Below are 19,232 nucleotides of genomic sequence, written 5' to 3'. Positions count from 1 at the left end.
TGTGGCGGGATGGAGATTTCATGAGACCGAGGCGACCAGGATGCGTGCGACCCCCTCCGGCCTGGTTATCTTCCTGGGAGTCCTGACCCTCGCGGCCCCCCTGACCTCGGGCGCCGAGCCCGCGGCCCCGGTCACGTTCGAGAAGGACGTCGAACCGATCCTGACGCGGGCGGGCTGCAACGCGGGCGCCTGTCACGGCAAGGCCAGCGGCCAGAACGGTTTCAAGCTCTCGCTGCTGGGCTTCGACCCGACGTTCGACCACATGGCCATCGCCCGCGAGGCCGGGGGCCGCCGCGTCCTGCCGTCGATCCCGGACCAGAGCCTGTTCCTCCAGAAGGCCACGGCCGAGCTGCCCCACGGCGGCGGGAGGCGGATCGAGCCCGACGGCCCGTTCTACGAGACGCTCCGTCGCTGGATCGCCGACGGCCTCCCCCGGACCCCGGCCGACGCGCCGAAGCTGGAGCGGGTCGTCGTCGAGCCGGCCGAGCGGACGCTGGGCCGCGAGGAGGCGTTCGACCTCCGCGTCGCAGCCCATTTCTCGGACGGGTCGACCCAGGACGTCACCCATTTGGCCGCCTACGGCTCCAGCGAGTCCACCCTGGTCGCGGTCGACGCCGAGGGCCGCGTGAAGGCCGGCCCGATCGCCGGCGAGGCGACGATCTCGGCCCGCTACGAAGGGCTGTTCGCCAACTGCGACGTCTCGATCCCCCTGCCGGGCGAGGTCGACGCCGCGCTGTACGACGCCCTCCCCCGGTCCAACTTCATCGACGACCACGTCTGGGCCAAGCTCAAGAAGCTCGGCCTGACTCCCTCCGCCCCGGCGGGCGACGCCACCTACCTGCGCCGCGCCTACCTCGACGTGATCGGCCGCTTGCCGACGCCGGACGAGGCCCGCGCGTTCCTCGACGATTCGGCCCCGGACAAGCGGGCCCGGCTCGTCGATCGGCTCCTGGAACGGCCCGAGTACGCTGAGCACTGGGCGAACAAGTGGATGGACCTGCTGCGGCCGAATCCCTACCGCGTGGGCATCAAGGCGGTCTTCAACCTCGACGGCTGGATCCGCGACGCCTTCCGGCGGAACCTGCCCTACGACCAGTTCGTCCGCGAGATCGTCACCGCGCGCGGCAGCACGTTCGAGCAGGGCCCGGCGACGATTTTCCGCGACCACCGCGAGCCGATCGAGATCGCGCCAGTCGTCAGCCAGCTGTTCCTGGGCATCCGCCTGGATTGCGCCAAGTGCCATCACCACCCGTTCGAGTCGTGGGGCCAGGAGCAGTTCTACGAGTTCGCGGCCTTCTTCGCCCGCGTGGATCGCAAGGGGACCGGACTCTCGCCGCCGATCTCCGGGAGCGAGGAGGTCGTCTTCAGCGGCAAGAAAGGCTCGGTCGAGCACCCGCTGACCGGCGAGGCCCTGCCCCCCAAGCCCCTGTTCGGCTCCCTGCCGCCCGACGTCGATCCCGAGGCCGACCCCCGCGAGGCGCTCGCCCGCTGGATGACCGCGGCCGACAATCCATATTTCGCCCAGGTGATGGCCAACCGCGTGTGGGCCGACCTGATGGGGCCGGGGATCGTCGATCCGGTGGACGACCTTCGCGCCACCAACCCTCCCAGCAACGGCCCCCTGCTCGACGCCCTGGCCGTGGACTTCCGGGATCACGGTTATGACGTGAAGCACCTGGTCCGGACCATCATGGCGTCGTCGGCCTACGCACTCAGCTCCGAGCCCAACGACCGGAACATCGCGGACACCCGCAACTACTCCCGGCACTACCGCCAGCGGCTCCGGGCCGAGACGCTGCTGGACGCGATCAGCGACGCGACCGGCGTCCCCGACGACTTCGACGCCGCCCCCCCGCGCAGCCGCGCCGTCAACATCTGGACCAACCGGGTCCCCTCGCTGTTCCTCGACACCTTCGGCCGGCCCGACCCGAACCAGGACCCGCCCTGCGAGCGCACCAGCGACACGGCCGTCGTCCAGGCCCTCCACCTGATGAACGCCCCCGGGGTCCACGAGAAACTCGCGTCCGACGAGGGCCAGGCCGCCGCGCTCGCCAAGGGGGACAAGTCCCCCCGGGCGATCGTCGAGGAGCTGTACCTCCTCGCCTACAGCCGACTCCCCACCGACGAGGAGCGAACCGTCGGCGAGTCGCTCTTCCAGGAGCCCGGGGCCGACCGCCGGGCCGTCGTCGAGGACATCCTCTGGGCCCTGCTGAACGTCCCCGAGTTCGTCTTCAAGGACTGACCCTCCCCCCGCCACGCCCGCCGGGCGCCGCCCTCCCACCTGAACGAGGCGAGACCGATGGCCATCTCCAGGAACTGCGAATCGACGACCCGGCGCGACTGCCTCCGCCTGGGCCTGGGCGCCCTGATCGGCGGCGGCCTGGTCGACGCCCTGCGCGTCCGCGGGCAGGCTGCGATCCCGGGCGCGAGGCCGACGAGTTGCATCCTCATCTGGATGGACGGCGGCCCCAGCCACTACGAGACCTTCGACCCCAAGCCCGAGGCCCCCGCCGAGATCCGCGGCAAGTTCGACGCGATCGCGACCTCCGTCCCCGGCGTCCGCTTCTCCGAGCCGATGAAGCGGCTTGCGGCGATCGCCGACAAGCTCACGATCGTCCGGTCGATCCGTCACGACCAGGGGAACCACGGTGCGGGCAACCATTACATGATCACGGGGGCGCCGCCGCGCATCCCCGTCGGCTGCGGGGCCTTCGTGAGCTTCCACCCCAGCATGGGCGCCGTCGCCGCCCATGAGCGCGGGGCCGAGGGGGGGCTGCCCGCCTATTTCTCGATCCCCAGCATGCTCCGCTCGGGCGGGCCGAACTTCCTGGGCGCCAAGTACGCCCCGTTCGTCGTCCCCGACGACCCCAACTCGGCGAAGTTCCGGGTGCGCGACGTCGCGCCGCCGCGCGACATCGCCTCGCCGCGGGCCGACGGCCGCCGCAGCCTCCGCGACCGGCTCGACCACTTCAAGCGATTCGCCGACAAGTCCGCCGGCGACCCCGCCCTGGCCCTCGACGAATACTACGAGCAGGGCTACGAGCTGATGGGCTCGCGGCAGGCCCAGCGGGCCTTCGACCTGTCGCTCGAAGACGACCGCCTCCGCGATCGCTACGGCCGCAACTCGTTCGGCCAGCGCTGCCTGCTCGCCCGCCGTCTGGTCGAGGCCGGCGTCCCGTTCGTCACCCTGAACGAAGGGGGCTGGGACCACCACGTCTCCCTCTTCGACGGCTTCGAGAAGCGGATGCCCTCCTTCGAGGGCTCGATCGCCGCGCTCATCCAGGACCTCGACCAGCGGGGCCTGCTGGAATCGACCCTGGTCCTCGCGCTCGGCGAGTTCGGTCGGACGCCCAAGATCAACAAGGACGCGGGCCGCGACCACTGGTCGAACGCCATGTCGGTCCTGGTGGCCGGCTGCGGCACGCCGGGGGGGCAGGTCGTCGGCGCGACCGACGCCCGGGGCTACGCGGCCAGCGAGCGCGTGCTCTCGCCCGAGAACCTCGCGGCCACGGTCTACACCAAGCTGGGTATCGACCCCGGCAAGATCCTCCACACCCCCAGCGGCCGGCCCACCTACCTCGTCAGCGACCCGACGCCGATCCGGGAGCTGATGGGATGAGGCGACGGTCCTTCGCCGCCTCGCTGCTCACGCTCACGCTCGTCGTCGCCGGCCCGGCGACCTCGGCCAAGCCTCCCACGCTGACCGGCTTCTTCCCGGCCGGCGCCGCGCGCGGCCAGTCCCAGGCCGTGACGATCTCCGGCACGTTCGACCACTGGCCGGTCCAGTGCTGGGTCGACGGCGAGGGGCTCGCGATCAAGCCCGGAGACGAGAAGGGGAAGCTGACGATCGAGGTCGCCGCCGACGCCGCGCCGGGACTTCGCTGGGTGAGGGTCCACGACGAGGAGGGGGCGTCGAGCCCCCGGCCGTTCCTCATCGGCACTCTCCCGGAAGTCGCCGAGGCGGAGCCGAACGACGACCCGCGCCAGCCGCAGCCGATCGAAGGCTCCCGGGTCACGGTGAACGGCAAGCTGGCGAAGCGGGGCGACGTGGACGGCTTCTCCGTCACCCTGGAGAAGGGGCAGGTCCTCGCGGCCGACCTGGAGGCCAACCGCCGGCTGGGCTCGCCGATGGACGCCGTGCTGCAGGTCGTCTCGGCCGACGGATTCGTGCTCGCGCAGAACGACGACGCCGTGGGTCGCGACCCTCGCATCGTCTTCGAGGCCCCCGCCCCGGGTGTCTACACCGTCCGCCTTTTCGCCTTCCCGGCGACGCCCGACAGCACCATCCGGTTCGCCGGGGGCGACGCGTACACCTACCGGCTGACCCTCACGACCGGCGGCTTCATCGAGAACGCCTTCCCACTCGCCGTCTCGGCCGAGAGTGCCACGGCGATCCGCGCGGTCGGCCCGAACATCGCCGAGACCGACTCGGTGCTGGAGATCCCCGCCGGCGATCAGTCCGACCGGATCTTGCTCACGCACCCGTCCCTGGCGGGGGACGCCGAGGTCCGTCGCGTCGCCGGCCCGGCGATCGTCGAGGTCGAGCCAAACGACCCGGCCACGCCCCAGGCTCTGCCGGATCGAGGTTCGGTCAGCGGGACGATCGACCCGCCGGGCGATCGCGACGCTTATCGCATCACGCTGAAGAAGGGGGACGCGCGCCGGTTCCGGCTGGAGTGTCGGTCATTCGGCCTGCCGCTGGACGCGGTCCTCCAGGTCCTCGACGCCGACGGCAAGACCCTGGCCGAGGTCGACGACTCGGGCAACCTGAACGACCCCGAGGTCGCCTTCGCGCCGCCGGCGGACGGCGACTTCCGCGTGGTGGTCCGCGACCTCAACGGTCGGGGAGGGCCGCGCCACGCCTATCTGCTGGGCGTGATCGCGCCGGAGCCCGACTTCCGGCCGTCGCTGGCGGCCGACGCCTTCACCATGACCCCAGGGGCGACGACCCAGGTCGTCGTGGCCGTCGACCGCAAGGACGGCCACGTCGCGCCGATCGAGGTGACGGCCGAGGACCTGCCGGAGGGAGTCGCGGCGACCACGGTGGTCTCGCATCCGGCCGACGCCTCCGCGAAAGTGGTGACGATCGAACTCCGGGCCGAAGCTTCCGCCCGCTCCGGCCCTTTCCGAGTCGTCGCCCGTTCCGCCGACGGCCTGGCCCCCCGGCCCGCCCTCGCCAAGCTCGCCGAGTTCGAGGCCGAGACCGACCGCCCCTGGGTGACGATCCTGGCGGACCCCGAGGCGAAGAAGCCGTGACGGACGTCGCGGCCCTTCGACTCGTCCGGGGGGGCGATCAGAGCTGGCCGCAATCCTCGACGACGATCTTCGCCGACGGCCGGCCGCTGGAGGAACCGAGGGCCTCGATGGCCTTGACGACGTCGGATCCCTCCTTCACCTCGCCGAAGACGACGTGCTTGCCGTCCAGCCACGCGGTCGGGACCGTCGTGATGAAGAACTGCGAGCCGTTGGTGTTCGGGCCGGCGTTGGCCATCGACAGCAGGAACGGCCGGTCGTGCTTGAGCTGGAAGTTCTCGTCGGCGAACTTGGCGCCGTAGATCGACTTGCCGCCGGTGCCGTTGTGGTTGGTGAAGTCGCCCCCCTGGAGCATGAACTGGGGGATCACCCGGTGGAACGACGAGCCCTTGTAGCCGAAGCCCTTCTCGTGGGTGCAGAGGGCGCGGAAGTTCTCGGCGGTCTTCGGCGCCACGTCGTCGAAGAGTTCCATGGTGATGCGGCCGGCAGGCTTGCCGTCGATGGTGACGTCGAAGAAGACGCTCGGTCTGGCCACGCTTGGGAGTCCTGTCTTGAAGTCTCGCGGTCGAGTAATCGGGAACAGGGTAACGTACCGCCGGGCCCCGCGAACCTCAACCCCGCAGGGGAGGCCGAGGAGTCGATCGGCCAACCTTCTCGGGCCCGATCGAGGCTTGCGACCCGGCTTCGTCGTCGCTAGGCTCGCAGGCGTCCGCGACGTGCGGCGGTGTCGGAACGACCGGGGCGGCCGCAGGGAGCGATTCGGCCGCGGGAGCTTGCCATGTCCCAGAATTACGTGCTGACGCTGACCGGGCCCGACCGGATCGGGATCGTCGAGGAGGTGACCCGGCTGGTCCTCGCCCGCGGCGGCAACGTCGAGACCAGCCGCATGGCGAGGCTCGGCGGCGAGTTCGCCGTGCTGATGCTCGTCGCGCTCCCCGAAGGCCGGGGCGAGGGCCTCGAGGGCGATTTCGAGGGGCTGGCGGCCAAGGGCTACAAGGTGACGGTCACGGCGGCCGACGGCGAGGCTTCGCAGTCGCACGTCGGCTGGTCTCCCTACCGGATCGCCGTCGACGGGGCCGATCACGAGGGGATCATCCACGAGGTCGCCCGGCTGCTCGCCGGGCACGGGATCAGCATCGAGGAGATGGACTCCGAGTCCGCCCCGGCGCCCACCAGCGGCTCGCCCCTCTTCGCCATGCGGGCCCTCGTCCTGGTCCCGCCCGACGTCGACGACGCCTGGACCGCCGGGATCGAGGAGATCGGCTGGCGGATGAACCTGGAGATCGAAGTCGAGGCCGTCCCGGACGACGACTCCGGCCTCGGCGACCCCGAGTATTGATCGGCGAGGGCTTCGGCGGATGCAGTCGGACGAGGTCGAGCAGGAGTTCGGGGTCCCCATCCCGGGGCGGATCCTCCCCCAGGAGGAATGGGCGCGCACGGCCGTGAAGCGGCTCCCCGAGGCGGGCCCGCTCGACTTCGGGTCGATCTTCGGCCGCGAGGCCCCGCTCATGCTGGACCTGGGATGCGGGAACGGCCGTTCGACGCTCCTCAGCGCGCTGGCCCGGCCTGAGGTCGACCACTTCGCGATCGACGTCCTCCCCGTGGTGATCCGCTACGCCACCCGCCGGGGAAATCAACGAGGCCTCGCCAACGTCCGGTTCGCGGTCAAGGACGCCGAGACGTTCGTCGCCCGTTACGTCGGGGACGCTTCGGCGAACGAGGTCCACCTCTACCACCCTCAGCCCTATCACGACGCCCGCCAGGCGCATCGGCGGCTGGTCACGCCTCGGTTCGCCGTCGACGTCCATCGCGCCTTGAAGCCCGGAGGTCTCTTCGTCGTCCAGACCGACAACCCGGACTACTGGGCCTACATGACCCGGCTGATCCCGCACTTCTTCGACTTCGAAGAGCATCCCGACCTCTGGCCCGACAGCCCGCAGGGCCGCACTCGTCGCGAGATCATCGCCCTCCAGCGCGGGCTGAAGGTCTTCCGAGGCGTGGGGCGTCGCCGCAATGCGATCGACGAGGGACAGGCGCTGGAGCTCGCCCGGAAGCTGCCGGCCCCCACCTTCCGGACCCGCGGCCCGTGGTGCGACCTCGACCGCCTGGAGCGGGAATCGCCCTGAGCGCGCAGCAAGACGGCCGACCCGAAGGCCGGCCGTCTTGCTTGCTTGAACGAGACCGCGACGAAGGCGGGCGCGACTAGGTAGCGACCTTGCGCGCGGCCGTCACGCCGAGGATCAGGGTCACGATGAACATGACCGCGAAGACCAGGGCCATGAACTTGGCGATCCCGGCGGAAGCGTCGCTCACGCCGTAGAAGCCGAAAGCCGCGGCCAGCATCGAGATGATCGCGAAGAGGATCGCGAGGCGCAACATGAGCGGGCCTCCTTTTCATGATTTGGTGGGAAGAACGCCGGTGCGCCGCCCGTGAGGGGAGTCACGGGCGGGTCGGCCGGCCGTCGTCTCGACCGATCAGAAGAAGCGGCGCGTCTGCGGCTGCGAGGCGGCGCTGCTGGTGTAGCCGGCGATCATGCCGGCCAGGAAGCCGATGCCGAAGGCCGCGGCGACCCACTGGACGGGGTTGCGGACCACCATCTCGCGGGCGTGGCCGAGCTGCTCGCCGGCGATCTCGCGGGCGTGGCCGAACTGCTGGCCGGCCTGGTCGCTGATCTGGGAGTAGCCTTCGCGGATCCGATTCGTGGCCTGATTCGCGGCCTGGCCGACCGACTCGACGGCGTTCGAGAGCACCGAGGAACCTTCGCTCAGGAGGCCGTCGAAGTACTTCTCGATCTGGTCACGCTTCTCGCCGGTCCGCTCCTGGATGCGACCGATGAGCTGATCGACGTTGCCGTTGGTCCAGCGAAGGTCGTCGTCGGTGAGCTGGCCCCACTTCTTCTTGACATCGCCCTTGATCTGGTTCCACTGACCCTGAAGGCTCTGGAGGTTGGCGGCCATGATTCGTTTCCCCTTGATTGGTGTGCCGGGCCGGCTGTGACGAGGGCGGCCCGATTTCCTTGGTTCCCGAAGTCTCGGGCCTTGATCGCGGGGCGATCGCGGTCCGATCCTGCCAGGAGCCGTCTCGACGTCGCTCGACGCGTCGGCCCTGGCGGTCGGGATAGGGAAATCGCAATCGACGTGCCATTCGACCGCGGAACCGCGGGATCTTCCCAATTCGCGCCCGGGGAGCGAGACGGAAGCTCCTGCGGGACAACGGACTCGCCCATTCGGAAGAGGAGCGACCATCGCGGCGCGGCGAGGGTCGTCGTCGGCGTACGGCGGGTCGGCCGCCCGGTCGGGGATTCCGGGCGGCGGAGAACGCCATTGCTCAGGGGTGGGAACTCTTCCCGACATCGCTCGAGAGAACGCGTCGGGGGCCGAGGAGGGGGGGGTCGTCGGGAGGGACCTGGCCGGCGTCAGACCGTCGCGGCCCCCCTCGGCTTGAGCGCTTGCTGGATGGCCTTCCAGCCGAGCAGGCCGCACTTCATGCGAGTGGGGGTGAGGGGCATGCCGAGGAGCTTGACGACGTCGGCGGGGCCGAGCTTCAGGGCTTCCTCGACGCTCGCGCCTTCCAGGTGCTCGGCCAGCACCGACGTCGACGCCTGGCTGATGACGCAGCCCTTGCCGTCGAACCGGATCTCCTTGATGCGATCGTCGTCCCCCACCGTCAGCTCGACGTGGATCTGGTCGCCGCAGAACGGATTCTCCAGGTCGCAGACGCAGTCGGGGCGCTCGATCCGGCCCCGGTATGGGGAAGAATAGTAGTGGTCGAGGATCTCTTCACGATACAGCGGGTCGTCCATATCGGTTCCTTGGCGGCGGGCGGGACGGGCGAAGGGTCGGCCTGTTTCAGCGACGGCGGAGCAGGCCCTTGATGGACCCGAGCGCGCCGGCGAGGTGGTCGATCTCCTCGGTCGTATTGTACAGGGCGAAGCTGGCCCGCGCAGAGGCCGGAATCCCCAGGCGGGCGTGCAGCGGCATCGCGCAATGGTGCCCCGCGCGGATGGCGACCCCGGAGCGATCCAGGAGATGCGAGAGGTCGTGCGGGTGGGTCCCATCCAGGGTGAAGCCGACGATCGGCCCCTTGCCCGCCGTCGACCGCGGGCCCAGGATCCGGAAGCCCTCGACCGCCCCCAGGACCTGATGGGCGTGCTCGATCAGCGCCCGCTCGTGCCGGGCGACGGCCTGGTGGTCGAGCCCTTCGAGATAATCCACCGCCGCGCCCAGGCCGATCGCCTCGGCGATGGGGGGCGTGCCGGCCTCGAACTTGTCGGGCAGCTCGTTCCACACGGCGCGGTGGCGTTCGACCCGCAGCACCATGTTGCCGCCGCCCAGGACCGGCTCCATGGCCTCCAGGTGCTCGCGACGGCCGTAGAGCACGCCGACCCCGGTCGGCCCGAAGACCTTGTGGGCGGAGAACGCTGCGAAGTCCACGCCGAGCCCGGCCACGTCGAGCCGCTCATGGGCCAGGCTTTGCGCCGCGTCGATCAGAACCCGGGCCCCCCGCTCGCGCGAGCGCCGGACGATCTCCTCGATCGGCGGCCGGATTCCCGTGACGTTCGACATGCCGGTGGTCGCGACCATGCGGACTCGCCCGTCGTCGAAAAGCCGGTCGAAGGCGTCGAGGTCGTACTCCAGCTCCTCGGTCAGCTCGACGTAGCGCAACTCGGCGCCGGTCTCCCGCGCGATCATCTGCCAGGGGACGAGGTTCGCGTGGTGCTCCAGCTCGCTGACCACGATCGCGTCGCCGGGCCGCAGGGAAAGCTTGCCCCACGAGCGGGCGACGAGGTTGATCGCCTCGGTCGTCCCCCGGGTGAAGATCAACTGGGCCGGATCGTCCACGCCGAGATACGCGGCGACCTTCATCCTGGCCCCTTCGAAGGCCTCGGTGGCGCGCTCGCTGAGGACGTGCAGCCCGCGATGGACGTTCGCCGGGTATTCGGCCATGCATTCGCGGACCGCCTCGATGACCGACCTCGGTTTCAAGGCCGTGGCCGCCGAGTCGAAATAGCGCAGGGAGACGCCCGGGCGCACCTCCTCGCCCAGCGGCGGGAAGTCGGCCCGCACCCGCTCCACGTCCAGCCCCGCCCCAACACCCGACACGACCGCGTCCGCCATCCGCTTGATCCCTCGCCAGGTCCGTCTCGCTCGGCCGCCCGAGCCTCGTTCTCGATCCCTCTCATTCTATACGCCCCGCCCCCCGCCGCGCAGGGGTTCGGATCGACGGCCCGCTTCAGGCGGCCGAGAAAGCGTCGGGCCGTTCGAGATTCCTTTTGAATTTCTGTTTCGACAGAATAAACTGGAATCATACTCAGCCGTGTAATTCGGCCGCCGACGGCCGCTCTCGCCGACGAAATCCCTTCCGGTTCGGCGCCGTCGCGACGGGGAGAGACTTCCGATGTGCGATGAATGCCGTTCAGACGCCGACGTCGCCGACGCCCGACGTGAACGCGTCTATGAGTTCCTGTCGGCCATCCTGGCCCACCCCGACGCCGGGACCTGGGGCCGGGCGACGAACCCGAATGAGCAGGCCCTCGACGTGGCCGCGGTCGACGCCCTCCGGGACGACGAGGCCGACGCGGACGACCTGGATCTGCGGTCGTTGATGGTGGAATTGTGCCAGCCGTTGAACCACCTGAAAGCCGACTACGACCGTTTCTTCGTGAGGTCGCGGCGGAACTCGCACTCGCCCCTGGAGATGGACCACAAGTCCGCCTGGATGAGGCGGCGGCCCGACCGGGTAGTGGAGGAGTTGTCGCGGGAGTACGACGCGGCCGACGCCCCCGAGCACGATTGGGAACCTTCGCGGCCGGACCACGCGGCGAGGGAGCTGGGATTCATGGCCTGGTTGATCGCCCGCTCCCGTTTCCAGCGTCGGATGGCCTGCCTGGGGGCGGTGGACGAGAAGGCGGTCCGCGGTTGTGACCTTGCCCAACTCGAGTTCTTCGGCCATCATCTGGCGGGGTGGCTCCCCGAGCTTGCGGCCCAGTTGCGGGAATACGCGGGCGGGGGCTGCCTGGCGCAACTGGGGCGGTTCCTGGCTGCCTGGATCATCCGGGAGCGTCGCTACCTGGACGCCGATCCCCGGTTCGCCGGCGAGATCGCCCCGCCCGAGGATACGGCGACGGACGCCGGTCGCCGCAGCGTTCGGCGCGATGTCGTCACCGCCTGAACTCGGATCGAGACTCGTCCCACTCCGCCCCGGCGTCGCGGCGGAAGCCGAGCCGGCGTTTCGAGGGACGTGAAGGAAGACAAGGAGGTCGGAGCCATGGACTTCGGATACTCGGCCGAGCAGCGGAAGTGGTACGACGCGGCCGTCACGTTCGCCCGCGAGGAACTCGTCGACCCGGACGCCCTCGGGCGTGACCAACGCGGCGAGTTCTGGCGCGAAGGGTACGAGCGCTGCGCCCGTTTCGGCGCCGCCGGGCTCCCCGTGCCGAAGGAGTACGGCGGCCAGGGCGAGGAGATCGCCACCACCGTCGCCGCGATGGAGGGCCTGGGCTACGCCTGCGTGGACACGGGGCTCCTCTTCGCCCTGAACGCCTCGCTCTGGACCATCACGATGCCGATCCTGATGTTCGGCGACGAGGCCCAGAAGCGGAAGTACCTGCCGGGCCTCTGCGACGGCCGCTCCTTCGGCGCCAACGGCGCCAGCGAGCCCGAGGCCGGCTCGGACATCTTCAGCATGACCACCCGCGCCGAGCGCAAGGGGGACGCCTGGGTCCTCAACGGCCGCAAGGTCTGGATCACCGGCGGCCCCGTCGCCGACGTCTTCCTGATCTTCGCCACCACCGACCCGACCAAGGGGGTGCTGGGCATCACCGCGTTCCTCATCGACCGCGACACGCCCGGCTTCCATGTCGTCCGCGAGATCGACAAGCTGGGGATGCGGACCGCCCCGATGGGCGAGCTGGTCTTCGAGAACTGCGAGCTGCCCGCCGAGAGCCTGCTCGGCCGCGAAGGACGAGGCTCGCGGATCTTCAACCAGGCCCTCGAATGGGAGCGAGGGGCGATCCTCGCCAGCGTCGTCGGCACGATGCAGCGTCAGGTCGACCGCTGCATCCAGCGGGCCCGCCAGCGCAAGCAGTTCGGGCAGTCGATCGGCAAGTTCCAGTCGGTCTCGAACCGGATCGTCGACATGATGACCCGGGTGGAGACCAGCCGGTACATGGTCTACCGCTACGCCTGGATGAAGAACCAGGCCAAGGACGCGACCATCGCCGCCTCGATGGCCAAGCTCCACGTCTCCGAGTGCTTCGCCCAGAACAGCTTCGACGCCGTCCGGATCTTCGGCGCCCAGGGCTACACCGTCGAGGCCGGCCTCGAACGCGACGTCCGCGACAGCACCGGCGGCGTCCTCTTCTCCGGCACCAACGACATCCAGCGCAACATCATCGCCCAGCACCTGCGGATCTGAGCCGGGTTTCAGGCGTGTGGCTCGACGGTCACGAGCCCCACGCTTGATCCAATTGCCGACCGGGCCGCGCACCCGGACCTCGTCGAGGACGCTCGGCGGCCCGGTCTACAGATCACGACACACCTTCCGAACTTTTCACGACCGCAGCCGAGGAAACCAGTCTCGATTCGTCGATGAGGCAAGCCGCCACACATCCCAGGACGGCTCCGACAACTTGTCCGAACATACCGAGCTTTAAAGAATCGTTGTAAGGATCGAGCAAGGCTTTCCTCAGGAGCCAGGTCGCGCCGATCGCCAGCAAGGCTCCGCATAGAGGGCCGCCGAAGAGGATGCGCCTGGTCCATCGATCACGATAGGCCAGGCCGATCCTCGCACCAATGACTAGGCCCGCGAGCGGTTGAAGAAAGAGCAGCACGAGGAACAAAGGCATATACCATTCAAACTGCAAAGGATCGTCCAGCTGAGCCGGATCGGCCGCCGGACCATGACCGATGATTAATGCGAAGCCGAGGCCCTCGCCGCAAGCGGCCCCGAGACCTCCCCAGGCGAACATCCGAACAATGGGGTGATTCAGGATCCCCGTCGAGCTATTCGGCGACTCGCCGGGGGCCTTCGACAGCCGGACCTCGCCGAACGAGACGAAGAACGCCGTCGAGCCGAGCAGGCAGCGGTAGGCTCCCTGCGCCTCGTTCAGCTTGACCGCGAGGGCGGCAAGTTCCCAGGCGCGGGCCTCGTCGCCGAGGTTGAGCCTGGGCTCGGTCAGGAGGGGGAGGCCTCGCTCCTCTCCATAAGCCTTGACCTTGAACACGTCGCGTTTGAGGTCGTCGGGCAAAGAGGGGTTCGCCCAGGCCCACAGCCAACCGCCGTCGTCGCGGTTGTAAGTGCCTATCGCTTGCGCGGGGCAGGTGGCGGTGAATCCGTCTTTGTTGGTGAAGCGCAGCTCACCTTTCTGGGTGTCCATGCACCATCGCTCGAACTTGCCGAACCCCCAGCCATCGCGATGGGATCGGGTCTTCATCTGTAGCTCAGCGACACCCGCCTTGATCAGCTCCTCGAGATCCATAGCCTCGTCCATGACGGTCCGCTCCCTGATGGCTGGAAAAGAGACGGCGACCGTCTCTGGGCCGTGAGATTAAGAATTGAGCGAGACGATCGCAACGGAGGAAGACCGCTTCGCTTACGGCACTCAGCGGCCGAGGTCGCGGTAGTAATACGTCGTGCTGCAAGGTGAGCCGTCGGGCATGAGCGCGAAGCCGGGGACGTCGCCGACGCGGACCCAACCCAGGCGTTCGTAGAGCCGGGCGGCGTCGCCGTCGGTGACGGCGTCGAGGACCAGGAGCATCTTGCCGCACGCGCGGGCGGCGTCCTCGGCGGCACGCATCAGGGCCTCGCCGACGCCCCTGCGGCGGGCCCGGCGCGGCACCAGCATCTTCGCCAGGTCGGCGCGGTGGGGCTGGTTCTCGGGGAGGTCGACGATCAACTGCACGGTGCCGCAGAGGCCCTGCGCATCCTCGGCAGCAAGGACGATCCGGCCGCCCGAGGCCGCTTCGCGCGCCACGCGACGCCAGAAGGCCTCGGCCCGCTCGCGCGTGAGCGGGAGCATGAAACCGACCGAGGCCCCGCCTTCGACGCAGTCGATGAGCAGGTCGGCGAGCCGGCCCACCGTCGCGTCGTCGATCGGGTCGAGCCGCCGAATGGACCAGAGCGAAGCGCTCATGTTGACGGCCTCGTCGCAGACCAGCGCAGATTGCAGGGCGGTGAGGTGCCAATAAAGAATTGACGCCAGTACGGAGGCTGGTAGAAGGCCGGATCCGGGAGGGCCACCAGCTCTTCGAAACGGGCGACGAACCACTCCGGCCAGCCGGATGTGTCGTCGTTCGGCGCGAAACAGCCGCCGATCACCCGATGCCCACCGCCCTCGACCGGGAGGGTGGAAGAGAGTTCCGCTCGATCAGCCTCGGAAAGCCGCCGCCACCAGGCGACGACGGCTTCGACCTGGTGGGGCGAGAGTTCTTCGAGGCCGAGTGATGACAGAGGATCCATCGAGGTGACGCCCCTACGGCCGGCTTAGCCCGATCGCCCGAGGTCCGCACTGGATGCTTACGAGAAAGGTTCGTCCTCGCGTGCCTTCAGGCGCTTTTCGAGGTAATGCTCCAGATGACCGGCGGACCAGGAACGCGAATCCGTCTCATGATCCCAGCGGAAGATCTTCCGCCTGTGGATCTGGCCGTCGGCCTGGATGACGAAAGCGTATCGGTCCCCTCCCGAATCGTCCCCGAACAAGAACAGGCTTTCGAACGACATGTAGAGCCTGCGGAAAGGCCCGTCGTTCCGCATCTCACGGTTCCGAGCCGCGATATCCGACGCCGACCAGACGACGCGGGATCCATAATCGGCGATCAGCCCGTCGGTTTCACGAAGGAAATCGCCGAGGGAGTCCGGCACCTGGATCCCGAGGGCGACCTGGACTGCGGCGAGTTGGTCCTCCGTCGCCGGCCGCCGGAACTCGCAGTCGGGCTCCAGGTCGCTGCAGAGCGACTTCCAGGAGGGGGCGTTGTGCGGCGGCATCGTTTGATCGTCACCCTTCCGAGGGTCGGCCTAACGACGAAAGACCAGCCAGGGCCAAGGCTGACGCCCGGGAACCCGGCTGGTCTTTCGTGTGAACCCTCTGGCTCTTGCGATCAGCGCTTGGAGAACTGGAAGCTCTTACGGGCCTTCTTGTGGCCGTACTTCTTGCGTTCGACCATACGGGCGTCGCGGGTGAGGTAGTTGCCGGCGCGGAGGGCCTCGTCGATGTCGGGGCGGAACTCCTTGAGCGCGCGGGCGAGGCCCTGGACGACGGCGCCCGACTGGCTGGGCTTGCCGCTGCCGACGACGTTGACCCAGACGTCGACGCGCTCGGTCATCTCGGTGGCCTTGAGCGGGGCGCGGATGTCGGTCTGCTGGACTTCCAGGGGGAAGTACTCGCGGGCGTCCAGGCCGTTGACGATGAACTGGCCGGTGCCTTCGGCGATGCGAACCCGGGCGACCGCGGTCTTGCGCCGGCCGGTGCCCCAGGTATACGTTTTCGGTGCGGTCGCGGTCGCGGACATGGTTGTGGTCTAAACCTCTGGCTGTCGGGGGGGTTCCGGCTCGCTGGGGCCGTCCGTGTTCGTTCCGGCGGGGGCTCGGCTCACTCGGCCGAAGGTTCGGTCGTGGCTTCGGCGGGGGCCGGCGCTTCGGTCGCGACCGGGGCGGCCTTGGGGGCCTTCTCGACCGGCGGCGGGGCGATGATGGCGCCGGAGGGGGCCGGGCGGCCGGAGTAGGCCTCGAGCGGGGCCGGGGTCTGGGCCTGGTGCGGGTGGTTCGGGCCGACGTACAGCTTGAGCTTGTCCATCATGTGCCGGCCGAGCTTGCTCTTGGGCATCATGCGCTGGATCGCCAGCTCCAGGATGCGCTCGGGGCGGCGTTCGAGGAGCTTCCAGGCCGCCTCTTCACGCTGACCGCCGGGGTGGCCGGTGTACCGCTGGTAGCTCTTCTGACGCCACTTATCGCCCGTGAACACGACCTTCTCGACGTTCGTGACGATCACGTAGTCGCCGGTGTCGATGTGGGGCGTGTAGGTGGGGCGATGCTTCCCCATGAGGATGGGGGCGATCTGGGCGGCGAGCCGGCCGACGACCTGGCCTTCCGCGTCGATCGTGAACCATTGAGGCGTCAGCTCGCCGGTCTTCGCTTGGTAACACTTCATGGGGAAATACGCCTGAATCGCAAAACGCTTCACGCAGGAACGCGCAGTCCTTGGAAAAATACCATCCTACAAACGCCGGGGCGGGCGTCAAGGGTGCACCCACGATTCGTCACCCGCGCCAGGCGTCCCGATCGCGACGGTCGCGGCGATCTTCCGGGCTCAGGCCCCTCCCATTTCCTCGCGGATCACGGCCCAGGCGAGCTCCAGGGCGTCGGGGATCTTCGCGGGGTCCTTGCCGCCGGCCTGGGCGAGGTCGGGGCGTCCGCCGCCGCCGCCGCCCACGGCCGGGGCCACCTTCTTGAGCCACTGCCCGGCGTGCCGACCGGCGTCGACGAGGTCCTTCGTGAACCCGGCGACGAGCTGGACCTTCCCCTCGCCCGACGAGGCCAGCAGCACGGCCAGCCCCTTGTCGCGCTTGCGGCGGAGGCCGTCGACCAGCACTCGGAGTTCGTCGGCGGACGCGTCGGGGACGGCGGCGAGGACCACCGCGTCGTCGCCGACGGCGCGCGCCGAGGCCAGCAGGTCGTCGACGGTCGCCTTGGGGCCGGCCTCGGGCTTGCGCTGGGCGGCCTGCTTCTTGAGGTTCTTGACCTCCTCCAGGAGCGCCGCGACGCGGTCGTTCACCTGCGAGGCGGGGACGCGGAGGCTGGCCGAGAGGTTCCCCAGCGTCTCCTCCTCCTGGTGGACGAAGTCGAGGGCGGCCTTGCCCGTCAGGGCGATGATCCGCCGGGTGCCGGCGGCCACGGACTCCTCGCCCAGGATCTTGAAGAGGCCCACCTGCCCCACGTTGTCCAGGTGGGTGCCGCCGCAAAGCTCGCGCGAGAAGTCCCCCATCTGGACCACGCGGACGACCTCGGGATATTTCTCGCCGAACAGGGCCATGGCGCCGAGTTGTTTGGCCTCGGCGATCGGCATCAGGCTCCAGTTCACCGGCGAGCCGGTCATCACCAGCTCGTTCACCGTCTTCTCGATCGCCTGGAGCCGCTCCTTGCCGACGGCCTCGGGGTTGGAGAAGTCGAATCGGAGCCGGTCGGGCTCGACCTTGCTGCCGGCTTGCTGGGCGTGCTTGCCCAGGTGTTCGTGAAGGGCCTTGTGCAACAGGTGGGTCGCCGAGTGGGCGCGTCGGATCGCCTGCCGACGCTCGGGGTCGACCGTCGCCGTCGCCTCGGCGCCCACGTCGATCGTCCCCTCGACGACCCGGCCCAGGTGCAGGAAGAAGTCGTTCTCCTTCTTCGTGTCGTCGACCCGGAACGAGAACCCCGCGCCCCGGATCTTCCCCACGTCGCCGACCTGGCCGCCCGACTCGCCGTAGAACGGGGTCCGGTCCAGCACCAGGGCGATCGGCGGGCCGTTCGGGGACGCCTCGGCGGTCTCGGCGAGCCTCCCCTGCTCCAGGATGCCGATGACCGTGGCCTTCGCCTCGGTCTCGGCGTAGCCCAGGAACTCGCTCCCCCTGTGGTAGGCCTCTTTCAGCGAGTCGAGCGGGCCGACGGCGAAGACGTCGGCGGCCTCGGTGGTCCCTCGGGAGACGGCGGCGAACTTCGTGCGGGCGGCCTCGAAGCCCTTCTGGTCGACCCGCAAGTTCTGGTCGGCGGCCAGGCTCTCGGTGACCTCGACGGGGATGCCGTAGGTCGAGTGCAGGTCGAACGCGTCCGCGCCCGAGATCACGTCGGAGCCGGCGGCCTTGGTCTTGCGGAAGGCGTCGTTGAGCAGGCTCATGCCGTTCTCCAGGTTGCGGAGGAACTTCTCCTCCTCGTCCCGGATGGCGTGCTGGATCCGCGGCACGCTGTCCGCCAGCTCGGGATAGCCCCCCCTCATGGCCTCGGCGATCACCGGGGCAAGGGTGTAGAGGAAGGGCTCGCGACGGCCCATCTGGTAGGCGTCGAGCACGGCGCGGCGGAGGAGGCGGCGGACGACGTAGCCCTGCTTCTCGGGGCCGGGTCGGATGTTCTCGTGGAGGCAGAAGGTCAGGGTGCGGGCGTGGTCGGCTGCGCGTCGGATGCGGACGCCGTCGTGGGTCCCCTCGACCTTGGCGTAGTCGATCCCCAGAGCGTCGGCCGCGGCGGCGACGATCGGCTTGAAGATGTCGATCTCGAAATTCGACTTCGCCCCCTGGAGGGCGGCGGCGGCCCGTTCCAGGCCCATGCCGGTGTCGATGTTCTTGTTCGGCAGCGGTTCGAGCTGGCCGGGGCCGACGCGGTTGAACTGGGTGAAGACGAGGTTCCAGATCTCGACTTCCTCGATTCCGTCGCCGTGGTAGAAGATCTCGGAGCAGGGGCCGCAGACGCCGTTGGGGCCCTGCGTCGGGGCGCCGGCGGGCCAGAAGTTGTCGTCCTCGCCCATCCGCTTGATCCGGTCGGCGGCGACGCCCACCTCTTTATGCCAGATGTCGAACGCCTCGTCGTCGTCCTGGTAGACGGTGAACGTCAGGCGGTTCGGGTCGATGGCGAGCCGCTTGGTGAGGAACTCCCAGGCCCAGTGGATGGCCTCACGCTTGAAGTAGTCGCCGAAGCTGAAGTTGCCCAGCATCTCGAAGAACGTCATGTGCCGCGGGGTCTTGCCGACGTTCTCGATGTCCCCAGTGCGGATGCACTTCTGGCAGGTCGTGGCCCGCTTGAAGGAAGAGTCCCCCAACCCCATGAACTCGCGCTTGAACTGGTTCATCCCGGCCGGCGTGAAGAGGACCGTCGGGTCGTTCGGCGCCAGCACGTCGCTCGGCTTGCGGACGCAGCCCTTGGAGGCGAAGAAGTCGAGATAGGCTTCACGGAGGTCGTCGGTTTTCATGGAAAGTCCGCAAGCTGACGGGGGACGGGATCACCGCGAGGCGCGTGG

The 19,232-nt window shown here is 69.1% G+C and carries 19 protein-coding genes; 7 read left to right on the top strand and 12 right to left on the bottom strand.

Annotation, left to right across the window (positions count from 1 at the left end):
• The first annotated feature begins 40 nt into the window (after positions 1-40).
• The 3 genes from G6O68_RS07890 to G6O68_RS07880 are packed head-to-tail and all read left to right on the top strand — an operon-like array spanning position 41 to position 5,256.
• Positions 41-2,242, top strand: a complete 2,202-nt coding sequence (locus tag G6O68_RS07890) for a DUF1549 and DUF1553 domain-containing protein (RefSeq protein ID WP_165246446.1) — start codon at positions 41-43, stop codon at positions 2,240-2,242.
• 57 nt (positions 2,243-2,299) lie between these two features.
• A complete protein-coding gene (locus G6O68_RS07885; protein ID WP_165246445.1) occupies positions 2,300-3,619 on the top strand; it encodes a DUF1501 domain-containing protein in 1,320 nt (439 codons plus the stop codon).
• On the top strand, positions 3,616-5,256 hold the full coding sequence (locus G6O68_RS07880; RefSeq protein ID WP_165246444.1) for a PPC domain-containing protein: 1,641 nt from the start codon (positions 3,616-3,618) through the stop codon (positions 5,254-5,256). Before G6O68_RS07885 ends, G6O68_RS07880 begins: the two co-directional genes overlap by 4 nt.
• Positions 5,257-5,293: 37 nt before the next feature.
• Here G6O68_RS07880 and G6O68_RS07875 read toward each other — a convergent pair whose 3' ends face one another.
• Positions 5,294-5,788, bottom strand: a complete 495-nt coding sequence (locus tag G6O68_RS07875; RefSeq protein ID WP_165246443.1) for a peptidylprolyl isomerase — start codon at positions 5,786-5,788, stop codon at positions 5,294-5,296.
• A gap of 243 nt (positions 5,789-6,031) precedes the next feature.
• On the opposite strand from G6O68_RS07875, the gene G6O68_RS07870 reads away from it, so the two are divergent.
• Together G6O68_RS07870 and trmB are read left to right on the top strand one after the other, a co-directional pair.
• A complete protein-coding gene (locus G6O68_RS07870) occupies positions 6,032-6,592 on the top strand; it encodes a glycine cleavage system protein R (protein WP_165246442.1) in 561 nt (186 codons plus the stop codon).
• A gap of 19 nt (positions 6,593-6,611) precedes the next feature.
• Positions 6,612-7,379 carry a tRNA (guanine(46)-N(7))-methyltransferase TrmB gene (gene trmB / locus G6O68_RS07865; RefSeq protein WP_165246441.1) on the top strand — a complete coding sequence of 256 codons (768 nt, stop codon included), beginning with the start codon at positions 6,612-6,614 and terminating at the stop codon, positions 7,377-7,379.
• Positions 7,380-7,455: 76 nt separating this feature from the next.
• Here the strand turns inward: trmB and G6O68_RS07860 are convergent, their stop codons facing one another.
• The 4 genes from G6O68_RS07860 to G6O68_RS07845 form a co-directional block, all read right to left on the bottom strand.
• Entirely contained in the window at positions 7,456-7,632 is a 177-nt protein-coding gene (locus G6O68_RS07860) for a DUF1328 domain-containing protein (protein WP_165246440.1), read from the bottom strand.
• Between the two features lie 96 nt (positions 7,633-7,728).
• Complete coding sequence (locus G6O68_RS33515; protein ID WP_165246439.1) at positions 7,729-8,211, bottom strand: CsbD family protein; 483 nt, start codon at positions 8,209-8,211, stop codon at positions 7,729-7,731.
• Positions 8,212-8,669: 458 nt separating this feature from the next.
• Positions 8,670-9,056: an iron-sulfur cluster assembly scaffold protein gene (locus G6O68_RS07850; protein ID WP_165246438.1), complete on the bottom strand. Its 387-nt coding sequence runs from the start codon at positions 9,054-9,056 to the stop codon at positions 8,670-8,672.
• Between the two features lie 46 nt (positions 9,057-9,102).
• Complete coding sequence (locus tag G6O68_RS07845; protein ID WP_165246437.1) at positions 9,103-10,371, bottom strand: aminotransferase class V-fold PLP-dependent enzyme; 1,269 nt, start codon at positions 10,369-10,371, stop codon at positions 9,103-9,105.
• Positions 10,372-10,651: 280 nt separating this feature from the next.
• On the opposite strand from G6O68_RS07845, the gene G6O68_RS07840 reads away from it, so the two are divergent.
• Entirely contained in the window at positions 10,652-11,425 is a 774-nt protein-coding gene (locus tag G6O68_RS07840) for a molecular chaperone TorD family protein (RefSeq protein WP_165246436.1), read from the top strand.
• Between the two features lie 96 nt (positions 11,426-11,521).
• On the top strand, positions 11,522-12,670 hold the full coding sequence (locus tag G6O68_RS07835; protein WP_165246435.1) for an acyl-CoA dehydrogenase family protein: 1,149 nt from the start codon (positions 11,522-11,524) through the stop codon (positions 12,668-12,670).
• Between the two features lie 112 nt (positions 12,671-12,782).
• On the opposite strand, the gene G6O68_RS07830 is transcribed toward G6O68_RS07835, so the two are convergent.
• The 7 genes from G6O68_RS07830 to alaS form a co-directional block, all read right to left on the bottom strand.
• Entirely contained in the window at positions 12,783-13,745 is a 963-nt protein-coding gene (locus G6O68_RS07830; protein WP_165246434.1) for a DUF6882 domain-containing protein, read from the bottom strand.
• A 111-nt stretch (positions 13,746-13,856) separates the two neighbouring features.
• Positions 13,857-14,387: a GNAT family N-acetyltransferase gene (locus G6O68_RS07825; protein WP_165246433.1), complete on the bottom strand. Its 531-nt coding sequence runs from the start codon at positions 14,385-14,387 to the stop codon at positions 13,857-13,859.
• Positions 14,384-14,713: a hypothetical protein gene (locus tag G6O68_RS07820; protein ID WP_165246432.1), complete on the bottom strand. Its 330-nt coding sequence runs from the start codon at positions 14,711-14,713 to the stop codon at positions 14,384-14,386. The genes G6O68_RS07825 and G6O68_RS07820 overlap by 4 nt, the downstream gene beginning before the upstream one ends.
• 57 nt (positions 14,714-14,770) lie before the next feature.
• Positions 14,771-15,238, bottom strand: a complete 468-nt coding sequence (locus G6O68_RS07815; RefSeq protein ID WP_165246431.1) for an SMI1/KNR4 family protein — start codon at positions 15,236-15,238, stop codon at positions 14,771-14,773.
• Between the two features lie 113 nt (positions 15,239-15,351).
• Positions 15,352-15,762: a 30S ribosomal protein S9 gene (gene rpsI / locus G6O68_RS07810; protein ID WP_165246430.1), complete on the bottom strand. Its 411-nt coding sequence runs from the start codon at positions 15,760-15,762 to the stop codon at positions 15,352-15,354.
• A gap of 80 nt (positions 15,763-15,842) precedes the next feature.
• A complete protein-coding gene (rplM, locus tag G6O68_RS07805; protein ID WP_165246429.1) occupies positions 15,843-16,400 on the bottom strand; it encodes a 50S ribosomal protein L13 in 558 nt (185 codons plus the stop codon).
• A gap of 159 nt (positions 16,401-16,559) precedes the next feature.
• Positions 16,560-19,184: an alanine--tRNA ligase gene (gene alaS, locus G6O68_RS07800; protein WP_165246428.1), complete on the bottom strand. Its 2,625-nt coding sequence runs from the start codon at positions 19,182-19,184 to the stop codon at positions 16,560-16,562.
• Between the last annotated feature and the right edge of the window lie 48 nt (positions 19,185-19,232).

Source organism: Paludisphaera soli (genome assembly GCF_011064595.1).
GTDB lineage: Bacteria > Planctomycetota > Planctomycetia > Isosphaerales > Isosphaeraceae > Paludisphaera > Paludisphaera soli.
The sequence above is the reverse complement of the archived record's forward strand: the minus strand, read 5'-3'. Positions and strand labels throughout refer to the sequence as shown.

Excerpts from the sequence above, each read along its gene's own strand:
- G6O68_RS07840 (WP_165246436.1), top strand. The coding sequence starts at position 10,652 with ATGTGCGATGAATGCCGTTCAGACGCCGACGTCGCCGACGCCCGACGT.
- G6O68_RS07870 (WP_165246442.1), top strand. The coding sequence starts at position 6,032 with ATGTCCCAGAATTACGTGCTGACGCTGACCGGGCCCGACCGGATCGGG.
- G6O68_RS07880 (WP_165246444.1), top strand. The coding sequence starts at position 3,616 with ATGAGGCGACGGTCCTTCGCCGCCTCGCTGCTCACGCTCACGCTCGTC.
- G6O68_RS07830 (WP_165246434.1), bottom strand. The coding sequence starts at position 13,745 with ATGGACGAGGCTATGGATCTCGAGGAGCTGATCAAGGCGGGTGTCGCT.
- trmB (WP_165246441.1), top strand. The coding sequence starts at position 6,612 with ATGCAGTCGGACGAGGTCGAGCAGGAGTTCGGGGTCCCCATCCCGGGG.
- G6O68_RS07815 (WP_165246431.1), bottom strand. The coding sequence starts at position 15,238 with ATGCCGCCGCACAACGCCCCCTCCTGGAAGTCGCTCTGCAGCGACCTG.
- G6O68_RS07885 (WP_165246445.1), top strand. The coding sequence starts at position 2,300 with ATGGCCATCTCCAGGAACTGCGAATCGACGACCCGGCGCGACTGCCTC.
- G6O68_RS33515 (WP_165246439.1), bottom strand. The coding sequence starts at position 8,211 with ATGGCCGCCAACCTCCAGAGCCTTCAGGGTCAGTGGAACCAGATCAAG.
- G6O68_RS07825 (WP_165246433.1), bottom strand. The coding sequence starts at position 14,387 with ATGAGCGCTTCGCTCTGGTCCATTCGGCGGCTCGACCCGATCGACGAC.
- G6O68_RS07820 (WP_165246432.1), bottom strand. The coding sequence starts at position 14,713 with ATGGATCCTCTGTCATCACTCGGCCTCGAAGAACTCTCGCCCCACCAG.
- rpsI (WP_165246430.1), bottom strand. The coding sequence starts at position 15,762 with ATGTCCGCGACCGCGACCGCACCGAAAACGTATACCTGGGGCACCGGC.
- G6O68_RS07890 (WP_165246446.1), top strand. The coding sequence starts at position 41 with ATGCGTGCGACCCCCTCCGGCCTGGTTATCTTCCTGGGAGTCCTGACC.
- alaS (WP_165246428.1), bottom strand. The coding sequence starts at position 19,184 with ATGAAAACCGACGACCTCCGTGAAGCCTATCTCGACTTCTTCGCCTCC.
- G6O68_RS07850 (WP_165246438.1), bottom strand. The coding sequence starts at position 9,056 with ATGGACGACCCGCTGTATCGTGAAGAGATCCTCGACCACTACTATTCT.
- G6O68_RS07835 (WP_165246435.1), top strand. The coding sequence starts at position 11,522 with ATGGACTTCGGATACTCGGCCGAGCAGCGGAAGTGGTACGACGCGGCC.
- G6O68_RS07860 (WP_165246440.1), bottom strand. The coding sequence starts at position 7,632 with ATGTTGCGCCTCGCGATCCTCTTCGCGATCATCTCGATGCTGGCCGCG.
- rplM (WP_165246429.1), bottom strand. The coding sequence starts at position 16,400 with ATGAAGTGTTACCAAGCGAAGACCGGCGAGCTGACGCCTCAATGGTTC.
- G6O68_RS07845 (WP_165246437.1), bottom strand. The coding sequence starts at position 10,371 with ATGGCGGACGCGGTCGTGTCGGGTGTTGGGGCGGGGCTGGACGTGGAG.